Origin of the sequence: Sphingomonas sp. URHD0057 (assembly GCF_000620665.1) — a bacterium.
Classification (GTDB): Bacteria; Pseudomonadota; Alphaproteobacteria; order Sphingomonadales; family Sphingomonadaceae; genus Sphingomicrobium.
The window spans coordinates 79661-100975 of sequence record NZ_KK211162.1 but is presented as its reverse complement, the minus strand read 5'-3'; the positions used below and the strand labels follow the sequence as shown (position 1 = coordinate 100975).

Sequence of the window (21315 nt, the reverse complement as noted above, 5' to 3'; positions counted from 1 at the left end):
ATGGGGAAAAAGCGCGCGCTCGATTACGAAACGACCGACCCTCGCCAGCTCGAGGCCGTCGCCAATCCGCGCCGACAGGATATTATCGGGCGCCTTTCGGTATCGGGCCCGCTGTCGATTCGCGAGCTCGCCGAGCAAATCGGTGCGCGCCCGACCGCATTGTACCACCATGTGGAGAGGCTGCTCGGCGTGGGGCTGGTCGTCGAAGCTGGCTCCCGTGTCCGCAATCGCCGCCGGGAGCAATTGTATGAGACGGTGGCGGCCCGAATCCGCCTCGCCAAAGCCCATCGTGATCCTCGCCAGTCCGCAGCGGTCGCCAACATCGTCTCGGCCCAGACGCGGCAGCTCGCGCGCGACTTTCGCGTCGGCCAGCAATCGGCATCGCGCGTCGATGATGGCGATGGGCGCAACCTGACCTTCTTTCGGATCGTCGGCCGGCCGTCACCGGCTCAATTGGCAAGGATCAACGGCTGCTTCGCCGAGATCATCGAGTTGATGTGGGAGGCCAATGACCACGACGCCGAGCTGATCGCGCTCGGCTGCGTGCTGGCGCCCATCGGCAAGCCGAAACCCGCCAAGTGAAGGCCCTTTACGACCGTCCGCGAGCCCTCGCGGACGGACTCGCCGCGATCCGCGTGCAATTCCAGCTGCCGGCGGCTTTCCCTCCGCTTGTGCTCGATGCTGCAGCAACAGCGGCGCGCCGCCAACCGACCGGCTATGTGGATCGTACCGCCCTCCCCTTCGTCACGCTCGACCCGACAAGCTCGACCGACCTCGACCAGGCATTCGCGATCGAAGCAGCCGGCGGCGACCTCATCCTGCGCTATGCCATCGCCGACGTCGGGGCCTTCGTCGATGACGGCGACGCCCTCGACACCGAAGCCTGGACCCGCGGCGAAACCATTTATTTGCCCGATGGCAAGGTCAGCCTCTACCCGCCCGTAATCGGCGAAGGCGTCGCGAGCCTGCTTCCGGACGGCGACCGCCCGGCGATTCTGTTCTCGGTCCGGGTCCAACCCGATGGCACCGCATTGCTCGACGGCGTCGAGCGCGCTCTGATCCGCAGCCGCGCCAAGCTCGGCTACGCGACGGTGCGCCCGGAAGACCTGCCGGCGGGCTTCGACGAATTGGCGCGGCGGATCGCCGACGCCGAGGCGGCGCGCGGCGCGGCACGCGTCGATCCGCCCCAGCAAGAGGTTGTGGAAAGCGCCGATGGCGGGTTCGAGCTGGCCTTCCGTCCGATGAACGCGATGGAGCAAGCCAACGCCGCGCTGTCGCTCGCTGCCAACCTCGCGGTCGCCAGCGCGCTTTACGAGCACGCCACCGGCCTGTTCCGAGTGATGCCGGGACCAGATGAGCGAGCGATCCGTCGGCTGCGACAGAGCGCCCGCGCTTTGGGCGTCGAATGGCCCAAAGACGTGAGCCTCGAGCAGCGCGAAATCGGGCTTGACCCCAACGACCCAAAGCAGGCCGCGTTCATGCTCGCTATCCGCCGGGCCGGCCAGCGCGCCAGCTACGCGCCCTTCCATGTCGGCGAGCGGCCATGGCACTCGGCAATGCAGGCCACTTATGTCCATGCGACCGCCCCCCTGCGGCGCCTGGCCGACCGGTACGTGACCCAGGCGGCGCTCGCCATCGCCAACGGGAAGCCGGTTCCGGAAGCGGTTGGGGCCGCTTTCGAGAGGCTGCCCGACATCATGAATCGTGCCGATGCCAAGACTGCTCAGGTCGATTCCGCGGCGCTGGAACTGGCGGAGGCAATCGTCCTCGCCGATCAAGTCGGCAAGATATTCGACGGCCGCGTCACCGACCTCGATCAACGTGGGGCGCGCATCCAGATCGCAGACCCGGCGGTGATCACGCGCGTGCCCGAAAACGGCCGTCACATCGGCGACGCCGTTCGCCTCCGCCTCGGCGAGGCCGACCCGGCCCGCCGATTGACGCGCTTCACGCTGGTTTAGGCGTCGACGCGAACTTTCTCGCCGGTCGGAACATCGGCTGTTAGCCGGTCGACGATCGCCTGTGCGACGACTTCCGGCGGCTTCAGGCTCTCCGGCTCTTCGCCCGGGAATGCGAGCGCCCGCATGCGCGTACGCGTCGCGCCGGGATCGACGATATGGACGCGGATGGTCTTGGTGAAGGCCGTCTCGTCAGCATAAGAGCCGAGCAATCCTTCCAGCGCGGCCTTGGACGAGCCGTAAGCCCCCCAGAAGGCCCGCGGCTCACCGCCGACCGAAGAGGTCAGAGCCACGACGTCGGCCCGCTCGGCTTTCCGAAGCAACGGGTCAAAGGCCGCGATCAGCGCCTGGTTGCTCAGCACGTTGAGACTGAGCAGCCGCGAATATTCCTTGGGATCGATGTCCTGGACCGGGGTCAGCGATCCAAGCATCGCGGCGTTGAGCACGAGGATGTCGAGCTTGCCCCACCGCTCGGCCGCCGCTGCCGCGAGCTTGCCGATCGATTCCCCCTGCGTCAGGTCGAGCGGGGCAATGGTCGCGCTTCCTCCCGCCTCATGGATGCGTTGCTCCACTTCCTCGAGCGCGCTCGCGGTCCGGGCAACGAGGATGACGTGCGCACCGGTCGCGGCCAGGGCTTCGGCAGTGGCGGCGCCGATCCCGCGGCTGGCACCCGTGACGAGCGCAAGCTTGTCCGCAAACGGCTTCGAATCAGTCATGTCCGCGCTCTAGCCGCTCAGCGGCTGGCGACCAAAGACAGCGGCGTGCCGCGATCCTTTTCGGTGACGTCGGTGAGGCTGGTCGGATAGTCGCCGGTGAAGCAGGCGTCGCAGCGCTGCGGCTGCGCATCGTCGCGGTCCTCGCCGAGCGCTCGGTACAGGCCTTCGATCGAAATGAAGGCGAGGCTGTCGGCGTTGATGTAATCGCGCATCTGCTCGACGTTCATCTGCGCCGCGAGCAGTTTCGCGCGCTCCGGAGTGTCGACGCCGTAGAAGCAGCTGTGCCGCGTCGGCGGCGAAGCAATTCGCATGTGCACCTCGCGCGCGCCGGCGTCGCGCATCATCTGCACGATCTTCACAGATGTGGTGCCGCGCACGATCGAATCGTCGATCAGGACAATACTCTTGCCGTCGACCAGCGCGCTATTGGCGTTGTGCTTTAACTTGACGCCGAGGTGACGCACTTCCTGACTCGGCTGGATGAAGGTCCGGCCGACATAGTGCGAGCGGATGATGCCGAGCTCGAACGGGATACCCGAGGCCTGGCTGAAGCCGATCGCGGCCGGCACGCCGCTGTCGGGAACCGGCACGACATAATCGGCCTCGACCGGCGCCTCACGCGACAGCTCGGCGCCGATGTTCTTGCGCACCTCGTACACCGACTTTCCTTCGGCGATCGAATCGGGCCGTGAGAAATAGACGTGCTCGAAGATGCACGGCCGCGGTGCGAGCTTCTCGAACGGCCGGAAGGAGCGGATGCCTCCGTCGTTGACGAGGATGAGCTCGCCCGGGTCGACATCGCGCAGGAAACTTGCGCCGATCACGTCGAGAGCGACGGTCTCCGAAGCGAAGATTGTCGCCTCGCCAAGCTTGCCCATGACCAGCGGCCGGATGCCGAGAGGATCGCGGCAGGCGATCAGCCCATCGTCGGTCAGCACAACCAGCGAATATGCGCCCTCGACCTGCTTCAGCGCGTCGGTCAGGCGGTCGAGCGTGGTGGAAAAGCCGGATGTCGCAACGAGGTGAATGATGACCTCGGTATCGCTCGTCGACTGGAAGATCGAGCCGCGGCGGTTGAGGGTACGCCGGAGCTTCATCGCGTTCGAGATATTGCCGTTGTGAGCCACCGCGAAGCCGCTCTCGGCGAGCTCCGCGAATAGTGGCTGGATGTTGCGCAGGCCCGATTCGCCCGTCGTTGAATAGCGCACGTGCCCGATCGCCGAGTGGCCGGCGAGCTTGCCCATGGTCTCGTCGCGGTCGAAATTGCCGGCGACGTGGCCCATCGCGCGGTGCGAGTGGAAATGCTTGCCGTCGAAGCTGGTGATGCCGGCGGCTTCCTGGCCACGATGCTGCAGCGCATGAAGCCCAAGCGCGACGAAGCTGGCGGCGTTATCAGCGCCCCAAATGCCGAAGACGCCGCACTCTTCGCGCAGCTTGTCATCGTCGAAAGGGTTGGTCAGCATGTCCATGGTTGCCCCAATCGCCTGCACGGCCGTGTATCGCCCGCCATATAATGCGAGGCAGCGCCTTTGTCGCCCCTTGCATGAATAAAGCGTGAAATTTTAACGGCTTAGCAGTCTTACGCCTTGAAAAGGCTCGGATATCGCACCTTCAGCGCCGCGACCTTCGGCCGGTCGTTGACGACGATGTAGGGATAGAATGGGTGCCGGCGCGCGTAATCCTGGTGATAAGCCTCCGCCGGGTAGAAGCCGCCGCTCTCTATCTTCGTCGCGATCGGCGCCTTGTGGGCGTGATCTGAGCTGAACCTGGCGATAAACGCCCGCGCCGCGCGGGCCTGGCCCGCGTTCTGGGGAAAAATCGCCGACCGATAGCTTGGGCCGGTGTCGGGGCCCTGGCGGTTTACCTGCGTCGGGTCGTGAGCCACGGTGAAGAAGATCTGCAGTAGCTGGGCGTAGCTGACCTGCTTCGGGTCGTAGCTGATTCTCACCGCCTCGGCGTGGCCGGTCCGCTCCGAGCTGACCGAGTCGTAGTCGGCGTCGCGCGCCGCGCCCCCGGCAAATCCGGAAACGACGTTCTGCACGCCCTTCACATGCTCGAACACGCTTTCCATGCCCCAGAAGCAGCCGCCAGCGAGCACTGCCGTATCGGCATGAGCGGGCGCCGCGATCGCGGACAACGCAACCATTGAGGTCAGGGTGAAGGTAAGCCGGTGCATGTTCATTCTCCTCATGCCGCTATCTACGAAGCGTGCTGAACCGCGGATGCACCGCCGCTGGACGCCGCTTCGGCCGCGCCATAGGACATGCCCGCAAGGGAGTCGCCGATGCCGACCTATACCGCCCCGGTGAAGGACACGCGTTTCATTCTCGAAGGCGTTCTCGACATCGGCCGCTACTCGAACCTTCCCGGGTTCGCCAACGCGACACCCGACCTCGTCGAAGCAATTCTCGGAGAGGCGGCCCGTTTCGCGGAACAGGTGCTCCAGCCGCTCAACCGGGTCGGCGACGAGGCCGGGTGCAAGCGCGCCGAGGATGGATCAGTCACGGCCCCGCCAGGCTTCAGGGACGCTTACTGGCAATTCTGCGACGCCGGCTGGCCGACGCTGACCGCGCCCGAGGAATATGGCGGGCAAGGCCTGCCGCAGGTGATCGGCTCCGCGGTCAGCGAATATATCCTGTCCGCCAACCACGCCTTCGAAATGTATCAGGGCCTGACATCGGGAGCGATCGCCGCATTGCTCGCCAAAGGCTCGGACGAAATTAAGCAGACCTACATCCCGAGGATGGTCACCGGCCGCTGGACGGGCACGATGAATCTCACCGAGCCGCATTGCGGCACCGACCTCGGGCTTTTAAAGACCCGCGCGGCACCGCAAGCGGACGGCAGCTATGCCATCACCGGCACCAAGATCTTCATTTCCTCGGGCGAGCACGACCTCAGCGAAAACATCATCCACCTGGTTCTCGCCAAGGTTGTCGGCGCGCCCGACACGGTGAAGGGCATCAGCCTGTTCGTAGTGCCCAAGTTCCTGGTCAATGCGGACGGCTCGCTCGGCGAGCGCAACTCGCTGTCCTGCGGCGCGCTCGAGAAGAAGATGGGCATCCACGGCAACGCCACCTGCGTCATGAATTACGACGGCGCGAAGGGCTGGCTGGTGGGAGAACGCGAAAAGGGCCTCGCGGCGATGTTCATCATGATGAACGCCGCGCGCCTCGGCGTCGGCCTCCAGGGACTCGCCCAGGGCGAGGTCGCCTACCAGAATGCGGTCACCTACGCTAAAGAGCGGCGACAGGGCCGCGCGCTGCACGAAGAGGCGCGCGATCCCAAGGCCAGCGCCGACCCGATCATCGTCCATCCCGATGTCCGCCGCATGTTGATGGAGGCCAAGGCGTGGAACGAGGCTGGGCGAGCCTTGATCTTGTGGGGGGCGCTGCAGGTCGACCTCATGCATCGCTCGCCCGACGAGGCGGAACGCCAGGCGTCCGAGGATCTCATCTCTCTCCTGACCCCGGTCATCAAAGGCTATCTCACCGACAAGGGCTTTGAGGCGGCGGTCCTCGCGCAACAGGTGCTGGGCGGCCACGGCTACATCCGCGAGCATGGCTTGGAGCAGTTCGTCCGCGATGCCCGCATCGCCCAGATCTACGAAGGCACCAACGGCATCCAGGCGATGGACCTGGTCGGCCGCAAACTGCCCCGCGACAACGGCCGCGCGATCCGCGCTTTCTTCGAGCTCGTCGGCACCGACCTCAATGATGCGGCGAAGGCCGGCGATCCCGCGGGGGTCGCGGCCGGCCTCCAACCCGCGCTCGCCGACCTCCAGGCGGCAACCGTGTGGCTGGCGCACCATGCCACCGGCGACCCCGACATCGCCGGAGCCGGCGCATACGCCTACATGGAACTGATGGGCCTGGTGGCCTTGGGGTGGATGTGGCTGAAGCTCGCCTCAGCGTCGGCGCGGGCTTTAGCCGAAGGCAGCGACGATCCCGCCTTCCATGAAGCCAAGCTTGCAACGGCGCGTTTCTACGCGGACCGCGAACTGCCGGGATCGACGGCGCTTCGCCGCAAGGTCGAAGCCGGAGCCGACGCGCTCATGAAGATCCCGGTCGAGGCCTTCTGAACGGTCCTGCCTCCGCCGCGCACCCGTGGCGGCGGAGGCAAGGTCGAAAGCCTATTCGTAGCGCAGCGCGTAGATCGGGTTGGCGCGCGCCACGCGGATGGCGTGGCCGACGACCGTCGCGATGGCGATGCCGAGGGCGATCGCCCCGGCAATGAGGAATGGCGTCGGCCCAAGTGTAATCCGCTGATCGAAGCCGTTGAGCCAGTCGCGCATCACCCACCAGGCGACCGGCCAGGCGATCAGGTTCGCGACTAGGACGGGGCGGCTGAACTGCCACACCAGTAGCCGCACGATGTCGCGGGTGCGCGCGCCGAGAACCTTGCGGATGCCGATCTCCTTGGTCCGCCGCTCGGCGGTGAAGGAGGCGAGGCCGAACAAGCCAAGGCAACCGATCAGCACCGCGAGCAAAGAGAAGGAGGCGAAAATCTTCGCGCGCGAATCCTCGGCCTTGTAGAGGCCGCCGACTGCCTCCTCGCTGAATTTCGCGCCGAACGGCACGTCGGGCGCCAGTTGCTTCCACTTCTGCTCGACCGCCGCGCGAACCGTAGCAGGATCACGATGGTAGCGGATGATCATCCACCCGGGACCGGTGTTCACCTTGGCATACCAAAGCGGCTGCACAGGATCGCGAACCGAGCGGAACTGACTGTCGCCGACCACGCCAATTACGTGAATGTCGGTGTTGATGCCGTCGCTGATGACGTCGCCTCTAAACAGCTTGCCCACGGCATTTTGGGCCGAGCCGAAGCCCAGCTTCTTGGCCGCAAGTTCATTGATCACGACGTTAATGCCGCGCGCCGCGAGGGCCTTCTCGAACGCCGGATCCGACGGATAAGGAACGGTCTGGTCGTCCATCGGCCGGTTGTCGAACCAGCGGCCCGCTTTCAGTGTCAGCCCCATGGCATCGAAAAAGCCCTGGTCGACGCGGTAATCGCCAATGTCGATCGTTTTGGTGCCGCCGGGGACGACGACGCCGCTGTTGATGTTGTTGTCGGTGTCGATGCCGATATCGGTACGCCCGACCGCCACCACGCCGGGCACGTGCTTCATTTGCTCCGTAATCATTTCCGAGCGCGACAGCATCTGCGCGCGGCCCATGTTGTCGACCTGCAGGATGTAGTCGCGCTTGTATCCAGGATCGACTGTGCGCGCGTAGACGGTTTGCGCATAAACCACCGCGGTGCAGACGATGAGCCCGATCGACACTGCGAATTGCGCGATGACCAGCGCAGTCCGGAGGCGGCCCGCCCGGAGTCTCCGCCGCCGAGCGATTGGCCTTCAGCACGTCGGACGGCTTGAACCGGGATATGAAGAAGGCCGGATAAAGGCCGCTCAGCACGCCTACCAGCACCGTTACTCCGATGGCCGGCAGAAGGATTCCGTCGGACCCAAAGTAGCGAAGCGTGATCCCGGCATCGAGGAAGGCGGCGAACGGACGCACGAGCAGCTCGACGAGGGCCAGCGCGACCAACATCGAAACCGCGCTGATCAGCAGCGCCTCGCCGACAAATTGGATGACGAGCTGCTTGCGGTTCGCGCCGAGCACCTTGCGCAGCGCGACTTCGCGGGCGCGCTGCCCGGCCCGCGCCGTGGCGAGATTGGTGAAGTTCACGATCGCCATGCCGAGGATCAGCAGCGCGATCACCGAGAAGGTCGCGACCGTCCGCTTGTCGTTGCCCGGCGTCATCGCGGCATTTTGCGCCTTGCCCAGGTGGATGTCCTTGACGTTGACGAAATGCCACTCCTGGTCGTCGCCCTGGTTGGTGCGGATACCGTTGTTGGTTTCATCGGGGATGTTGCGCTTTTCCCAGGCAGGCAGCGCGGCTTCGAGCTGCTTCGGGTCGGTGCCGGGTCGCAGATTCAAATAGACCCAACCCGACTGCCAACCCCATGAGGTCATGAAGTCCGGGCTATCCGCGAAATAGGAGTTGAAGTCCGCTCGCAGGATGGCGTTCAGCTTCAGATGGGAATTCTTCGGGATATCCTTGAAAACGCCGACGATCTTATAGTCACGAGCCTTTCCCTTCGCGACCGTGCTCAGCGTTCGGCCAATAACCTGGTCGGTACCAAATTGCTTGATGGCTTCGGTCTGCGACAGGACAGCCGTCCCGGCCGTGGCCAGGGTGCCGCCCGAGAGCATCGGCAGCTTGATGACCTTCAGGAGATCGGCGTCGGTCGTGCCGTAATCGTCACCGAACGAGGATTGCCCGTCCTTCATGATGATCGGCTGTCCACTCAGCAGGAATCCGACCCGCTCGACCTGCGGAAAATCCTTCTTGATGCGGTCCCCGGTGACGTAGGCGGACATCTGGCCGAACAGCGGAATCCCGCTCTTGGGGTTGGGATACCAGGCCTGGAATTGATAGGTGTTGTCGGCGTCCGGCAGCCACTTGTCGTAGCTATTTTCGTAGCGGACGTAGAGCAGGATCAGGATGCACGCCGCCATGCCGATGGCGAGGCCGGCGATATTGATGATCGAATAGGTCTTGCTCTTCGCCAGAGCCCTGACCGCGACCGTCCAGTAATTCCGCCACATGCCTGTCATCCCTTCAAGAAATTGCGCGGCGTCCGCCTGCCTAGCTCCGGTCTAATCATTCATATCGTAAGGCGTAGATCGGGTTGGCGCGGGCGACGCGTACGGCGTGGCCGACGACTGTCGCAATGGCGATCCCGAGGGCGATCGCTCCGGCCACCACGAACGGCGTCGGCCCGAGCGTGATCCGCTGGTCGAACCCGTTGAGCCAATCGCGCATCACCCACCAGGCGACCGGCCAGGCGATCAGGTTCGCGACTAGGACGGGGCGGCTGAACTGCCACACGAGTAGCCTCACAATATCGCGAGTGCGCGCGCCGAGCACCTTGCGGATGCCGATCTCCTTGGTCCGCCGCTCGGCGGTGAAGGAGGCGAGCCCGAACAGGCCAAGGCAACCGATCAGCACCGCGAGCAGGGAGAAGGACGCAAAGATCTTGGCTCGCGAATCCTCGGCCTTGTAGAGGTCGCCCACGACTTCTTCGCTGAACTTGGCGGCGAACGGGACGTCGGAGGCCAGCTGCTTCCACTTCTGCTCGACCGCGGCGCGAACCGTCGCGGGGTCACCGCTGTAGCGGATAATCATCCAGCCCGGCCCTTGATTGACCTTGTTGTACATGAGCGGCTGCACCGGGTCCCGAACCGAACGAAACTGACTGTCTCCGACCACTCCAATGACCCGGATGTCGCTATTTATGCCCTCGGAAATGATCTCGCCGTGAAACACCTTGCCAACTGCGTTCTGCGCAGATCCGAAGCCGAGCTTCTTGGCGGCCAGCTCGTTGAGCACGACATTGACGCCGCGAGTAGCGATCGCCTTCTCTACCGCTGGGTCTGAAGGATAGGGGTAGGTCTGGTCGTCCATTGGCCGATTGTCGAACCAGCGGCCGGCCTTGAGCGTCAGCCCCATCGCATCGAAGAAGCCAAGATCCACATTGTAATTGCCGATGTCGACGGTTTGCGTCGCGCCCGGCGGGACCACGCCGGTATTGATGTTGTTGTCGGTGTCGACGCCCAGATCGGTCCGCCCAACCGCGACGACGCCCGGGATGCGCTTCATTTGCTCGACGATCATTTCGGATCTCGGCCGCAGTTGCGCCCGGCTGATGTTGTCGATCTGAAGGATATGGTCGCGCTTGTACCCAGGGTCGACGGTGCGCGCGTAGACGGTTTGCGCGTAGACGACCGCGGTGCAGACGATGAGGCCGATCGACACCGCGAACTGAGCGATCACCAGCGCCGTGCGCAGACGGCCCGAGCCAGGCGTTTCCGCCGCGGAGCGGTTCGCCTTCAGCACGTCCGACGGTTTGAAGCGGGAGATGAAGAACGCCGGGTAAAGCCCGCTGACCACGCCCACCAGCAGGGTCACCCCGATTGCCGGCAACAGGATCCCGTCCGACCCGAAATAGTGCAATTGGATCCCGGCATCGAGGAAGGCGGCAAACGGCCGCACCAGAAGTTCGACGAGCGCAAGCGCCACCAGCATCGACACTGCGCTGATCAGAATTGCCTCGCCGACGAACTGTATGACGAGCTGTTTGCGGTTCGCGCCCAGCACCTTGCGCAACGCGACCTCACGGGCGCGCTGACCGGCACGGGCCGTCGCCAGATTGGTGAAGTTCACGACCGCCATGCCGAGGATCAGCAGCGCGATGATCGAGAAGGTGGCGACCGTTCGCTTGTCGTTGCCCGGAGTCATTGAACCGTTCTGGGCTTTGCCAAGGTGGATGTCCTTGACGTTGACGAAATGCCACTCCTGGTCGTCGCCCTGATTGGTTCGAATCCCGTTGTTGGTCTCGTCGGGGATGTTACGCTTCTCCCACGCAGGCAGGGCCGCGTCGAGTTGCTTGGGATCGGTGCCGGGCTTGAGGTCGGCATAGACCCACCCCGACTGCCAGCCCCACTGCGTCATGAAGTTGGGCTGGTCTGCCCAGAAGCTGTTGAAGTCGGCCCGAAGGATCGCGTTCAGCTTCATGTGCGAATTCTTCGGAATGTCCTTGAATACGCCGACGATCTTGTAATCGCGAGGTTGTCCTTTCGCGACGGTGCTGAGCGTGCGGCCAAGGACCTGGTCGGTGCCGAAGCGGCGAATAGCCTCCGTCCGGGACAGAACGGCGGTGCCTGCCGACGTCAGGGTGCTCCCCGACAGCAGCGGGAGTTTGACCACCTTGAGGAGATCGTCGTCGGTCGTGCCGTAATCGTCCCCGAACGACGATTGCCCATCCTTCATGATGATCGGCTGTCCACTCAGCAGGAATCCGACCCGCTCGACCTGCGGGAAATCCTTTTTGATGCGGTCTTTGGTGACGTAGGCGGTCATCTGCCCAAACAGCGGAATCCCGCTCTTCGGATTGGGATACCAGGCTTGGAATTGATAGGTATTGTCGGCGTCCGGCAGCCACTTGTCGTAGCTGTTCTCATAGCGGACGTAGAGCAGGATCAGGATGCACGCGGCCATGCCGATGGCGAGGCCGGAGATGTTGATGATGGAATAGGTCTTGCTCTTGGCGAGCGCGCGTACCGCGACTGTCCAATAATTCCGCCACATGATCCTTGATCCTTCGAAATGAGTATCGAGCGGGGAGGTTAGGTCAGGCCGCGCGGCGGCGTTCTTGCAGGATGCGCCCGTCGAGCATGTTGACGACGCGGCTGGCGAAGTCGGCGTGGGACGGCGAGTGGGTGACCATGACGATGGTCGAGCCTTCCTGGTTGAGCTGACGCAGCATCCGCATCACCTCTTCGCCGTGCGCGGTATCGAGGTTGCCGGTTGGCTCGTCGGCGAGAATCAGATTGGGTTCGCCGACGAGCGCCCGGGCGACGGCGACGCGCTGTTGCTGGCCGCCGGACAACTGAGTGGGACGATGCTTGGCGCGGTGCGCGATGCCGACCTTGTCGAGCACCCGCTCGACCCGGGCCTTGCGCTCCGATGCCGCGAACTTGTGGTAGAGCAGGGCGAGCTCGACATTCTCGCGAACGGTCAGCTCGTCGACCAGGTTGAAGCTCTGGAAGATGAAGCCGATGTTGCTCTTGCGCGTGTCGGCGAGCTGGCTTTCGCTCAGGCCCGCGACCTCCCGCCCGTTGAAGACGTAGGAACCGCTGGTCGGGCTGTCGAGCATGCCCATGACGTTGAGCAGCGTCGATTTGCCGCATCCGGATGGGCCCATGATCGCGACGAACTCGCCGTCCGCGATGTCGAGGTCGACGCTGTCGAGCGCCGTCGTCTCGACGGTGTCGGTGCGGTAGGACTTGGTGAGGCCAGTCATGGTCAGCACGAGGAATGTTCCTTTCTTACTCGCCGGAGCTGAAACTCAGCCGGTCCTTGTCGACCAGCCCGCTGTATGAAGAAGTGACGACCTGCTCGCCGGCGGAGAGCCCGCTCAGCACTTCGATCGAATCGGCGTTGCGGCGGCCGAGCCGGACCTGGCGCTTGGTCGCGCCATTGCCGCTCCGGTCGACCACGAAAATCCACGAGCCGCCTGTGTCGTTGAAGAACGCGCCATTGGGGATCAGCAACGCCTTCGCGGAATCGCCGAGCGTCAGCTTGGCCTGGATCGTCTGGCCGCGCTGGACCGACGCCGGCGCCGGACCCTGGAAGATGAGGTCGATCTGGAACTGGCCGTTGCGGACCTGCGGATAAACCTTGGCGACCTTCAGGCGATAGATCTTGCCCTCCGCCTCGGCGGTCGCAGTCTGGCCTACCGCAACACGGCCAAGGTAGAATTCGTCGACGTCGGCCTGCAGCTTGTTGGCGCCCGCGCTGTCGATCTGTCCGATGCGCTCGCCCTGCTGCAGCGACTGGCCGAGCTGGATGTCGAACCCGCTCAGTTCCCCCGTCACCGGCGCGCGAACCGCGAGCTGGCTGAGATTGTCGTGGGCGATGCCCATGCTGCTGTTGAGCGAGCTCGACGCGGCCCGCAGCTGACTCAGCTGACTGGTTTGCAGCGCTTCGGTTTGAGTGATGCTCTGCTTCAGGATCTGCAGGCGCTGCTGCTGATAATCGAGGTCGTCCTTGGTGTCGTTGAGGCTCTTCTTCGAAATGAAGCCGCGGTCCGCGAGCGGCTTGTAGAGATCATATTGGCGTCGCGCCTTGGCGAGATCCGTCTCAGCCTGGTTGAGGTCGCGCAGGTTCGAGTTGCGCGTCTGGGTGAGCGCCAGTTCCTGGCTGCGCATGTTGTTGAGCTGCTGCTCGACCTCGGCCTGCTTCTCGAGCGTCGACAATTGCAGCTCGGCGTTGGACAGGATCGCCAGCAGCTGACCCTGAGCGACCTCAGCACCATCCTCGACCAGCTTCTTCTCGACACGGCCGCCTTCGACGGCGTCGAGATAGACGGTCACCAGCGGCGTCACTCGGCCGCGGACCGGGAGGAAATCCTCGAACGTGCCGGACTGGACCGTGGCGATCGACAGGCGGTCACGAGCGACCGTCATTGACCCCGCGCTCGGTGCGAACAGCCAGAACAGCAGCACGATCAACGCTACAGCGGCGGCCGCGCCACCGATCAGTATCCGCTTGTCGATCCGCTTGCGCACCACCACGCGATCCATCGCGCCGCCACTGACCGCTTCGGATCGATTGCCCTGCCGAAGCTCGACCAGGCTCACTGTCCGCCTCCGGGCAATGTCTGTCCGGAAATGGACACTGACGGACACCTGCGGAGTTCACGCCGCTCTCTCGCAATGAAACTGAACCCACCGCTCATGCTACAATCGTAGCAAGCGCCGTGCCAAACGGCGCAGGCGATGGATGAAATCAGGTCTCAGCCACACTCGCACCCGCAGCCGTCGATGATCTCCTGGAGATGGGAAACGACCGCGCGCATGCGCAGCAATTGCCGACGGGAAACGTCGTGCTCCTCCGTCGAGCGCCACTCGAGCGCTCCGGATTCCAGCAATTCTATATCTTCTTTGATCGCGCGCACGCTCAAGTCGCACAACTCAACCACGCGGGTTGCCGACATTCCCATTCAACATCTCCATCACCGAGCCAGATCGCCATAAGAATCCAATCTGCGGCGCGTGGAAATATTTCTTTCGATAGTACTGTTCATTTCCGGACACCGACGCTACAGATGTAGCGTGAACCCCAGCTTCAGCCTTGCCGTCGTCGTCGACGACGATCCCGACATTGCACTCGCGGCGCGGCTTGCCCTGCGCGACATGTTCGAGCGGATCGAGGCGCTGTCATCGCCGGCCGACTTGATCCCGCTGCTGAAGCGCGAGAGCCCCGACGCGATCCTCCTCGACCTGAATTTCCAGCGCTCCGCGACCGACGGTCGCGAGGGCCTCGATTTCCTCGGAAAGATTATGGACCACGACCCCGACGCCGCGGTTGTGATCATTACCGCTCACGGCGCGGTGTCGACCGCGGTCGAGGCACTGAAGCGAGGAGCCAGCGACTTCGTCGCCAAGCCCTGGAGCAACGAGCGGCTGGCGGCGACGGTACGGAGTGCCGCGGCCCTGAGGCGCAGCAAGATCGATGCGCGGGTCGAACGCAGTCGCGCGTCCGAGCTGGCTCACGGCACCGAAACTCCGCTGATCGGCCGGTCCGCGTCCATCGAGCGGGTCCGGCGACTCATCGAACGGGCCGCTCCCACCGACGCCAACGTGCTCATCCTTGGCGAGAACGGCACCGGCAAGGAAATCGTCGCGCGCGAGATTCACCGCCTGTCGAAGCGCGGCGCCCTGCCGATGGTCGCGATCGACCTCGGGGCGACCAACGAGACGATCTTCGAATCGGAGCTGTTCGGTCATGTGAAGGGCGCCTTCACCGGCGCCGCCGGGGAGCGCATCGGCCGGCTCAAGGCCGCCGACCACAGCACTTTGTTCCTCGACGAGGTCGGCAACCTGCCGCTCCATCTCCAGCCCAAGCTGCTGACCGCGCTCGAGCAGCGCAAGGTCGTTCCGGTCGGGGCCAACCGGCCCGTCGACATTGACGTCCGCGTGGTCGCCGCGACCAATCTTTCCGTCGAGCAGCTCGCCGACGAAGGCCGGTTTCGCCAGGATCTGTTGTTCCGGCTGAATACGATCGAGATTCACCTGCCCCCGCTGCGCGCCCGGCGCGAGGACATCCCGCTGCTGCTCGATCACTATCTCGCGCTATTCGCCCGCAAATATGATCGCCCGGCGCGGGCCGTCCCGCCGGCGGCGCTCGAGGTGTTGGTCCGCCACGACTGGCCCGGCAACGTCCGCGCGCTTCGGCACGCGGCGGAGCGGGCGGTGATCATGGCGGACGGCGAACATTACCGCACGGAGGATTTCACACTGCCGTCGCGGCCGGACGCCTCCGCGGTGTCGGCACCGGAGATTGCCACCAGCCTTAACCTCGACCAGTTCGAAAAGCAGATGATCGAGCGCGCGTTGAGGATGCATCATTTCAACATTTCGCTGGCCGCCAATGAGCTCGGGTTGAGCCGCGGCGCGCTCTACCGGCGCATGGAAAAGCATGGGCTTTAGGCATCGGTTCGAATTCGGGCTCGCGTGGCGGACGATCGCGCTCGGTGCCGCGCTGTGGCTCTTCCTGATAGCTCTCAACACGCCTGACCTTCGCGCCGGCCGAATCGTCGCCTTCGTCATTGCATTGATCGCGCTTGGCAGTTTGTGGAGCTATATCCGCCGCACGAATTTCATCGTCTCGCGCTTTGTCGAATCCGTCCGCTTCGAAGACTATTCGCAACGCTTTTCCGACCCGAGCGGCGGCGGCTTCGACGTGCTCGGCGAGACTCTCGACCGCGCGCTGAAGAGCCTGCAGGAGCGCCATCGCCAGGAAAATGCCGAGACGCGCTTTCTTTCGGCCGTCGTGGACGATGCTCCAAGTGCATTGCTGACGATCGACGGCGAAGGCCGCATTGAATTGCTGAACAAGGCCGCGCGGCAGCTCTTCGCGCGTCTGCCCCTTTCCCGGATCGAAGACCTGGAACCTTTGGGCCCGGAGCTTGTGGCGGCGGCCCAACTGCCGCCAGGGTCGCGCAACATCACCCGCCTCACCCTCGAAGGCGCGCCTCAAAAAGCCATCTTCGCCTCCGCGCAAGTGGCGCGCCTCGACAATCCGGTCACCGTATTGTCGATCCTGCCGGTGCAGAGCGAGCTCGGTGCCTTGGAAGTCGCCGCGCAGGTCGACCTGGTGCGGGTGCTGACCCATGAGATCATGAATTCCCTGACGCCGGTAACGTCGCTTGCCCGCTCGGGCGCGGACCTCGTCGCGGCGGCGAAAGACGCTGCCAGTCTCGCCGAAGCCCGCGCCGCGACGGAAACCGTTGCGCGCAGGGCCGAAGGAATCCTTCATTTCGTCCAGAGCTATCGCGAGTTCGCGCAGACCCCCGACGTCCACCGGCGAACCTTCAAGGCGCGCTCGTGGGGCGAGGAGTTGCTGCAGCTGGCGCTGGCCAACACCGGCGAGCGTTCGATCGATGCCCGGCTGGAGGTTGAGCCGGAAACACTCAACCTCACCGCGGACCCCGAATTGCTCGCGCAGGCGGTGCTCAACCTGTTGCGCAACGCCGTCCGGGTGACGGCCGAGGTCGCGAGCCCAATCGTCGTGCTCAGCATCTCGCGCAATCGCCATGGCCAGTTCCTGGTCGAGGTGCGCGACAATGGGCCGGGCATCCCCGCGGACAAGCGCGAGGATATCTTTCTGCCTTTCTACACCACCCATAAAGGCGGCAGCGGCGTCGGCCTGAGCTTCGCACGACAGGTTGCTTTGGCTCACGGCGGGTCAATCGCAGCGCTCGATGCAGTGGAGGGCGGGGCACGGCTGCAACTCGTCGTTTAGCGCCGCAACCGCGACCGTTCTCAGTCATCTTTGAAGGGCGCACAATCCAAGCGCGATCGCGCCGAGCGGTCCCGCCTGCGTGCCAAGCCCGGGCGCGATGACGAAATCGTCCGGAAGATCGCGCGCCGTATAGTAACCGGCGAGGCTCTCCACGGCGCGGCGCCGAACAGCATCGATCAGGCCCTCCTGGCTGCTCGCGACACCGCCGCCGATCAGGATTTGCTGAGGCTGCAGCGTGACCACGAGGTTGTGGACGAGCATCGCGAGTGCGTTCTCGACCGGCGCCCAACCCGGCCAGTCGGCCGCAATCGGACCGGGTCCATGGCGCGCGGCGATCGCCCCACCGCACGCTAGTCCTTCAACGCAATCGCCGTGAAACCGGCAAACGCCTGGCCAGTCATCCCCAGGCAGCCGGGATACGCGCATATGGCCCATTTCTGCATTGCCGCGACCGAGAATCGGACGATCGCCCACCAATGCGCCGACGCCCACGCCTGTCCCCACCGTGATGTAAGCCAGATCTGTCATTCCCCGCGCCGCGCCCCACCGCTGCTCGGCGCGCGCGGCTCCGACGACATCCGTATCGAGAGCGATCGGAACGCCGAAGTGCTCAAAGCGAGAGGCGATCGGCGTATCGGACCAACCGGGCTTTGGGGTCGAGACAATCGTTCCGAAATCGGGTGACGCTCGGTTCAGCTCGAGCGGGCCAAAGCTTCCGATGCCAATCGACGCGAAGCCATGATCGCGATGCCAGCGATCGAACACCGCATCGACTTCGCCGAGCGTGGTCGCAGGGTCGCGGGTATCGAGCCGCACCTGCTCGACAATTTCCTCGGGCGAGCGCGCGAGAATGCAAATGCATTTGGTCCCACCGATCTCGATTCCGGCAATGAGCGGCGCGGCGGTCACCACGTTCGACTGCTCCAACGGCGATTCATTCCATCCCACTAATCAGCAAAAGCGTCGTGACATAGGGCCTGAGGTCAGCCACATCGATCCGCCGAGGCTTCGCCAGGGCGGCCTGCCGTTGTCCCACGATTGGACGGCGTTCCGGCCACCTGCTCTCGACTCTTCCGTCATTTTTCCGCAAAATGAGGAAGATAGGAGGCGCTGGGCAAAGCGCCGCCGACTACCGGGGACAGGAATTTTCATGCGGTTGAAGTTGTTCCGGCGCTTATCAAGCGCGGGCGCATTCGGGGAAAAGCGGTGAAGCTTGCCGGCATCGAAGTGCCGCGCATGGTGGCGGACGCGCTTGCGCAGTGCCGGGCCCATTTCGTCGCGGCCGCCGGGTTCAGCCTGCTCATCAACCTGCTCTATCTCGCGCCGACCATCTACATGCTGCAGGTGTACGACCGGGTCGTTCCGACCGGCGGAAAAGCGACCTTGCTGTTCGTCACCCTCGCGCTGGCGCTCGCGCTGTTGACGCTTTCCGTGCTCGACATGATCCGCAACCGCCTCCTGATACGAGCCAGCCAGCGCGTCGATGCGTTGATCGCGCCGCGCATCCTCACGCAGATGATGGCGAGCGATTCGGCCTCGGCTGCCCAGGCAATGCGAGACTTCGACTCCGTCCGATCGGCCATGGCCAGCCCGGTCATCGCCGCCATCTTCGATGTGCCGTGGACGCCGGTGTTCCTGCTCGTCGCCTTCCTGCTGCACTTCTGGATCGGCATCATGGCGATCGTTGCCGCGACGATTCTGGTGACGCTCGCGTGGCTCAACCAGCGCGCGACCCTAAAGCACATGGAAGTGGCGACCTCAGCGATGGCGTCGGCACTCAATTCGCAGCAGGCGGCGGCCGTCCACGGAACCACGATCAAGGGTCTCGGCATGACGGGGGCGATGGTCGAACGCCAACTCGGCCATCGCCGGATCGGCCTTTCCAACATGGTTCATGCGCAATTCGCCGGCGGCCGCCTCGCCGCGACGAGCCGGTTCTTCCGCCTGTTCATCCAGTCAGCGGCGCTCGGGGTCGGGGCTTTGCTCGCAATGGCCGGCGATATTTCGGCGGGTGCGATCATTGCCTCCTCGGTGCTGCTCAGCCGCGCCTTGCAACCGATCGAGAGCATCATCGGCGCCTGGTCGTCGCTGGCGTCCGCCCGCGCCGCGCTGCAGCGCCTGGTGCGCTCGCTCGACACCATCGGCGAAGAGCGTATTTATACCACGCTTCCCGCACCGGAAGGCCTGCTCAAGGCCGAGGAAGTGGGCGTTCGCGGGCGCGACGGCCGGCCGGTCCTGATTGGCGCCAGCTTTGCCGCGGAGCCGGGCCGGATCCTCGGCATCATCGGTCCCAGCGGCTCCGGCAAGACCACGCTCGGGAAGATTCTCGTCGGCGCCCTCCAGCCGACCATCGGCACGGTCCGCCTCGACGGTGCGAGCCTGACCGACTGGGATCAGGACGAGCTTGGTCCGCACCTCGGCTACATGCCGCAGGAACCCTCGCTGTTCGAAGGATCGATCAAGGAGAATATCGCGCGCTTCACCCGGGCCCGCGACGTCGACGAGGCGACGGCGATCGACGAAGCGGTCGTCCGTGCCGCCAAGGAAGCCGGCGTTCACGAGATGATACTCGGCCTGCCGCAGGGATACGATACCCCGCTCGGCCTTGGCGGCGCCGGCCTGTCCGCCGGGCAATCGCAGCGCATCGCACTGGCCCGCGCGCTCTACGGCGAGCCGCGGTTGCTCGTGCTCGATGAACCCAATGCGTTTCTCGACCAGGCCGGCGAGGCGGCGCTGGTGAGCGCGCTCACCAGCGCGCGTGCGCGCGGCGCGACGGTCATCGTCATCGCCCACCGGCGGGGACTGCTCGCCATCGCCGACCGTCTCCTCGTGCTCGAGGAAGGGCGGCCCAAGATGATCGGTCCGGCGAAGGACGTCGTCGCCCGCCTGACCGGCCCGGGCACGGCGGAGAATGCGGCATGAGCAACGCGCTCGTTCTTCACCCGGGGGCCCCGGTCGATGCGGGCAATGCGCGCAGGGAAATCCGCATCGGCATTGCCGTTGCAGCGCTCTTCTTCGTGCTCTTCCTCGGCTGGGCGGCCCTCGTGCCGCTCGACGCGGGGGTCAATGCGGCGGGCACGATCGCCATTGCCGGCAACCGTCAGACGGTCCAGCATCGCGACGGCGGCGTGATCACCGCGATCAGGGTTCGCGAGGGCCAGCACGTCGCGGCCGGACAGGTGCTGATCGAACTTTCCGCACCCGAGCTTCTCGCCGCGGAACGCGGGCTGACCAGCGACTATCTGACCCTTCTCGCCGAGCGCTCCCGCTTGCTCGCCGAACGCAATGGGCAGCGCGATTTCACGCCGCCTCCCGAGTTCGCCTCGCTCAGTCCGGACGATCGCGAGATCGCGGCCCAGGTGATGGCGCTGCAGCGCTCCGAGATGCGCGCTCGCTCCGGCGCGATTTCGGCGCAACAGTCGGTGTTGGGCGAACGCGGCCAGCAGCTCTCGCAGCAGCAATCGGGCTATTCACAGCAGCGCGTCCAATTGGTCGAGCAGCAGCGGCTGATCGGCGAGGAGCTCGACGGCCTGCGCAGGATCGCCGACAAGGGCTTTGCCTCCATCAACCGGGTCCGCGCGCTGGAACGCGCGCAGGCCGATCTGCGCGGTCAGGAAGCGGCGATGAAGGCCGAATTCGCCCGCGCCGGCGAAGGCATCGGCGAAACCCAGATGCAGTCGCTGAGTGTACAGCGCGACCGTCTCCAGCAGGTCGAAGCCGATCTCAAGGATGCGCAGAGCAAGCTGTCGGAAGTCCTCCCCAAGCTGGTCGCGACCCGCGAGCAGCTCCAGCACTCAATGGTCCGCGCCCCGGCGACCGGACAGGTGGTGGGGCTCACCGTCTTCACCGTCGGCGGCGTGGTCGCCGCCGGCCAGAAGCTGCTCGACATCGTGCCGGACGGCCGCGAGCTGGTCATTCAGGCACAACTGGCTCCGACCGACGCCGACGACGCTTATCCGGGCCAGAGAGCGCAAGTGCGTTTCGTCAGCGTCCACAATCGCACGCTGCCGCTGTTCAGCGGGACGGTGCGCACGGTGTCCGCCGACAGCTTCACCGACGAGAAATCGGGCCGGTCCTTCTTCCGCGCCGAGATCGTCGTCCCGGCGAAGGAGCTGGCGCGAGTCCGCTCCGTCCTCGGCAACGGCGAGCTGCGCCCCGGCCTCCCAGTCGATGCCGTCCTCGCCGTGCGCAAGCGCACCGCGCTGCAATATCTGATGGAGCCGCTGACCGGCGCGTTGTGGCGCGCCGGCCATGAGGACTGA

At 64.9% G+C, this 21315-nt stretch carries 17 protein-coding genes; 7 read left to right on the top strand and 10 right to left on the bottom strand.

The genetic code is table 11. The features are described from left to right. Together N539_RS17785 and N539_RS0109115 are read left to right on the top strand one after the other, a co-directional pair. Complete coding sequence (locus N539_RS17785; protein WP_028970017.1) at window positions 1-582, top strand: ArsR/SmtB family transcription factor; 582 nt, start codon at window positions 1-3, stop codon at window positions 580-582. Then, entirely contained in the window at window positions 579-1961 is a 1383-nt protein-coding gene (locus tag N539_RS0109115) for an RNB domain-containing ribonuclease (RefSeq protein WP_028970016.1), read from the top strand. Before N539_RS17785 ends, N539_RS0109115 begins: the two co-directional genes overlap by 4 nt. Here the strand turns inward: N539_RS0109115 and N539_RS0109110 are convergent. The 3 genes from N539_RS0109110 to msrA all read right to left on the bottom strand — a co-directional run bounded on the left by N539_RS0109110 (window position 1958) and on the right by msrA (window position 4850). Beyond that, window positions 1958-2674 carry an SDR family NAD(P)-dependent oxidoreductase gene (locus N539_RS0109110; protein WP_028970015.1) on the bottom strand — a complete coding sequence of 239 codons (717 nt, stop codon included), beginning with the start codon at window positions 2672-2674 and terminating at the stop codon, window positions 1958-1960. The two genes, N539_RS0109115 and N539_RS0109110, sit on opposite strands and share 4 nt — an antisense overlap. A 17-nt stretch (window positions 2675-2691) precedes the next feature. After that, window positions 2692-4143 carry an amidophosphoribosyltransferase gene (purF, locus tag N539_RS0109105; RefSeq protein ID WP_028970014.1) on the bottom strand — a complete coding sequence of 484 codons (1452 nt, stop codon included), beginning with the start codon at window positions 4141-4143 and terminating at the stop codon, window positions 2692-2694. Between the two features lie 110 nt (window positions 4144-4253). Next, the gene (gene msrA, locus N539_RS0109100; protein ID WP_028970013.1) at window positions 4254-4850 is read right to left on the bottom strand and encodes a peptide-methionine (S)-S-oxide reductase MsrA; all 597 of its coding nucleotides are present in this window, start codon (window positions 4848-4850) and stop codon (window positions 4254-4256) included. Window positions 4851-4958: 108 nt separating this feature from the next. On the opposite strand from msrA, the gene N539_RS0109095 reads away from it, so the two are divergent. Then, a complete protein-coding gene (locus tag N539_RS0109095) occupies window positions 4959-6755 on the top strand; it encodes an acyl-CoA dehydrogenase C-terminal domain-containing protein (RefSeq protein ID WP_028970012.1) in 1797 nt (598 codons plus the stop codon). A gap of 51 nt (window positions 6756-6806) precedes the next feature. On the opposite strand, the gene N539_RS19010 is transcribed toward N539_RS0109095, so the two are convergent. From N539_RS19010 to N539_RS0109070, 6 genes are all read right to left on the bottom strand, one after another. Next, entirely contained in the window at window positions 6807-7610 is an 804-nt protein-coding gene (locus N539_RS19010) for an ABC transporter permease (RefSeq protein WP_231462996.1), read from the bottom strand. Further along, the gene (locus tag N539_RS16330; RefSeq protein WP_231462994.1) at window positions 7540-9291 is read right to left on the bottom strand and encodes an ABC transporter permease; all 1752 of its coding nucleotides are present in this window, start codon (window positions 9289-9291) and stop codon (window positions 7540-7542) included. The genes N539_RS19010 and N539_RS16330 overlap by 71 nt, the downstream gene beginning before the upstream one ends. Window positions 9292-9346: 55 nt before the next feature. Next, window positions 9347-11833, bottom strand: a complete 2487-nt coding sequence (locus tag N539_RS0109085) for an ABC transporter permease (protein WP_028970011.1) — start codon at window positions 11831-11833, stop codon at window positions 9347-9349. 43 nt (window positions 11834-11876) lie between these two features. Beyond that, a complete protein-coding gene (locus N539_RS0109080) occupies window positions 11877-12548 on the bottom strand; it encodes an ABC transporter ATP-binding protein (RefSeq protein WP_197018433.1) in 672 nt (223 codons plus the stop codon). Window positions 12549-12573: 25 nt separating this feature from the next. Further along, complete coding sequence (locus tag N539_RS0109075) at window positions 12574-13887, bottom strand: efflux RND transporter periplasmic adaptor subunit (protein ID WP_028970009.1); 1314 nt, start codon at window positions 13885-13887, stop codon at window positions 12574-12576. Window positions 13888-14042: 155 nt separating this feature from the next. Then, window positions 14043-14249, bottom strand: coding sequence for a hypothetical protein (locus N539_RS0109070; protein WP_028970008.1), 207 nt, complete (start codon window positions 14247-14249; stop codon window positions 14043-14045). Window positions 14250-14361: 112 nt separating this feature from the next. On the opposite strand from N539_RS0109070, the gene N539_RS0109065 reads away from it, so the two are divergent. Further along, on the top strand, window positions 14362-15738 hold the full coding sequence (locus tag N539_RS0109065; protein WP_028970007.1) for a sigma-54-dependent transcriptional regulator: 1377 nt from the start codon (window positions 14362-14364) through the stop codon (window positions 15736-15738). After that, on the top strand, window positions 15728-17053 hold the full coding sequence (locus N539_RS0109060) for a sensor histidine kinase (RefSeq protein ID WP_028970006.1): 1326 nt from the start codon (window positions 15728-15730) through the stop codon (window positions 17051-17053). Before N539_RS0109065 ends, N539_RS0109060 begins: the two co-directional genes overlap by 11 nt. Window positions 17054-17077: 24 nt before the next feature. On the opposite strand, the gene N539_RS0109055 is transcribed toward N539_RS0109060, so the two are convergent. Next, window positions 17078-17980, bottom strand: a complete 903-nt coding sequence (locus N539_RS0109055) for an ROK family protein (protein WP_231462993.1) — start codon at window positions 17978-17980, stop codon at window positions 17078-17080. 279 nt (window positions 17981-18259) lie between these two features. On the opposite strand from N539_RS0109055, the gene N539_RS0109050 reads away from it, so the two are divergent. Together N539_RS0109050 and N539_RS0109045 are read left to right on the top strand one after the other, a co-directional pair. Continuing rightward, window positions 18260-19975: a type I secretion system permease/ATPase gene (locus tag N539_RS0109050; protein ID WP_051531684.1), complete on the top strand. Its 1716-nt coding sequence runs from the start codon at window positions 18260-18262 to the stop codon at window positions 19973-19975. Then, window positions 19972-21315: an HlyD family type I secretion periplasmic adaptor subunit gene (locus tag N539_RS0109045; RefSeq protein ID WP_028970003.1), complete on the top strand. Its 1344-nt coding sequence runs from the start codon at window positions 19972-19974 to the stop codon at window positions 21313-21315. The genes N539_RS0109050 and N539_RS0109045 overlap by 4 nt, the downstream gene beginning before the upstream one ends.

Coding starts and splice junctions, on each gene's coding strand:
- N539_RS0109070 (WP_028970008.1), bottom strand. CDS start 14,249: ATGGGAATGTCGGCAACCCGCGTGGTTGAGTTGTGCGACTTGAGCGTG.
- N539_RS0109095 (WP_028970012.1), top strand. CDS start 4,959: ATGCCGACCTATACCGCCCCGGTGAAGGACACGCGTTTCATTCTCGAA.
- N539_RS0109060 (WP_028970006.1), top strand. CDS start 15,728: ATGGGCTTTAGGCATCGGTTCGAATTCGGGCTCGCGTGGCGGACGATC.
- N539_RS0109045 (WP_028970003.1), top strand. CDS start 19,972: ATGAGCAACGCGCTCGTTCTTCACCCGGGGGCCCCGGTCGATGCGGGC.
- N539_RS0109080 (WP_197018433.1), bottom strand. CDS start 12,548: ATGACTGGCCTCACCAAGTCCTACCGCACCGACACCGTCGAGACGACG.
- N539_RS19010 (WP_231462996.1), bottom strand. CDS start 7,610: ATGGACGACCAGACCGTTCCTTATCCGTCGGATCCGGCGTTCGAGAAG.
- purF (WP_028970014.1), bottom strand. CDS start 4,143: ATGGACATGCTGACCAACCCTTTCGACGATGACAAGCTGCGCGAAGAG.
- N539_RS0109085 (WP_028970011.1), bottom strand. CDS start 11,833: ATGTGGCGGAATTATTGGACAGTCGCGGTACGCGCGCTCGCCAAGAGC.
- N539_RS17785 (WP_028970017.1), top strand. CDS start 1: ATGGGGAAAAAGCGCGCGCTCGATTACGAAACGACCGACCCTCGCCAG.
- N539_RS0109110 (WP_028970015.1), bottom strand. CDS start 2,674: ATGACTGATTCGAAGCCGTTTGCGGACAAGCTTGCGCTCGTCACGGGT.
- msrA (WP_028970013.1), bottom strand. CDS start 4,850: ATGCACCGGCTTACCTTCACCCTGACCTCAATGGTTGCGTTGTCCGCG.
- N539_RS16330 (WP_231462994.1), bottom strand. CDS start 9,291: ATGTGGCGGAATTACTGGACGGTCGCGGTCAGGGCTCTGGCGAAGAGC.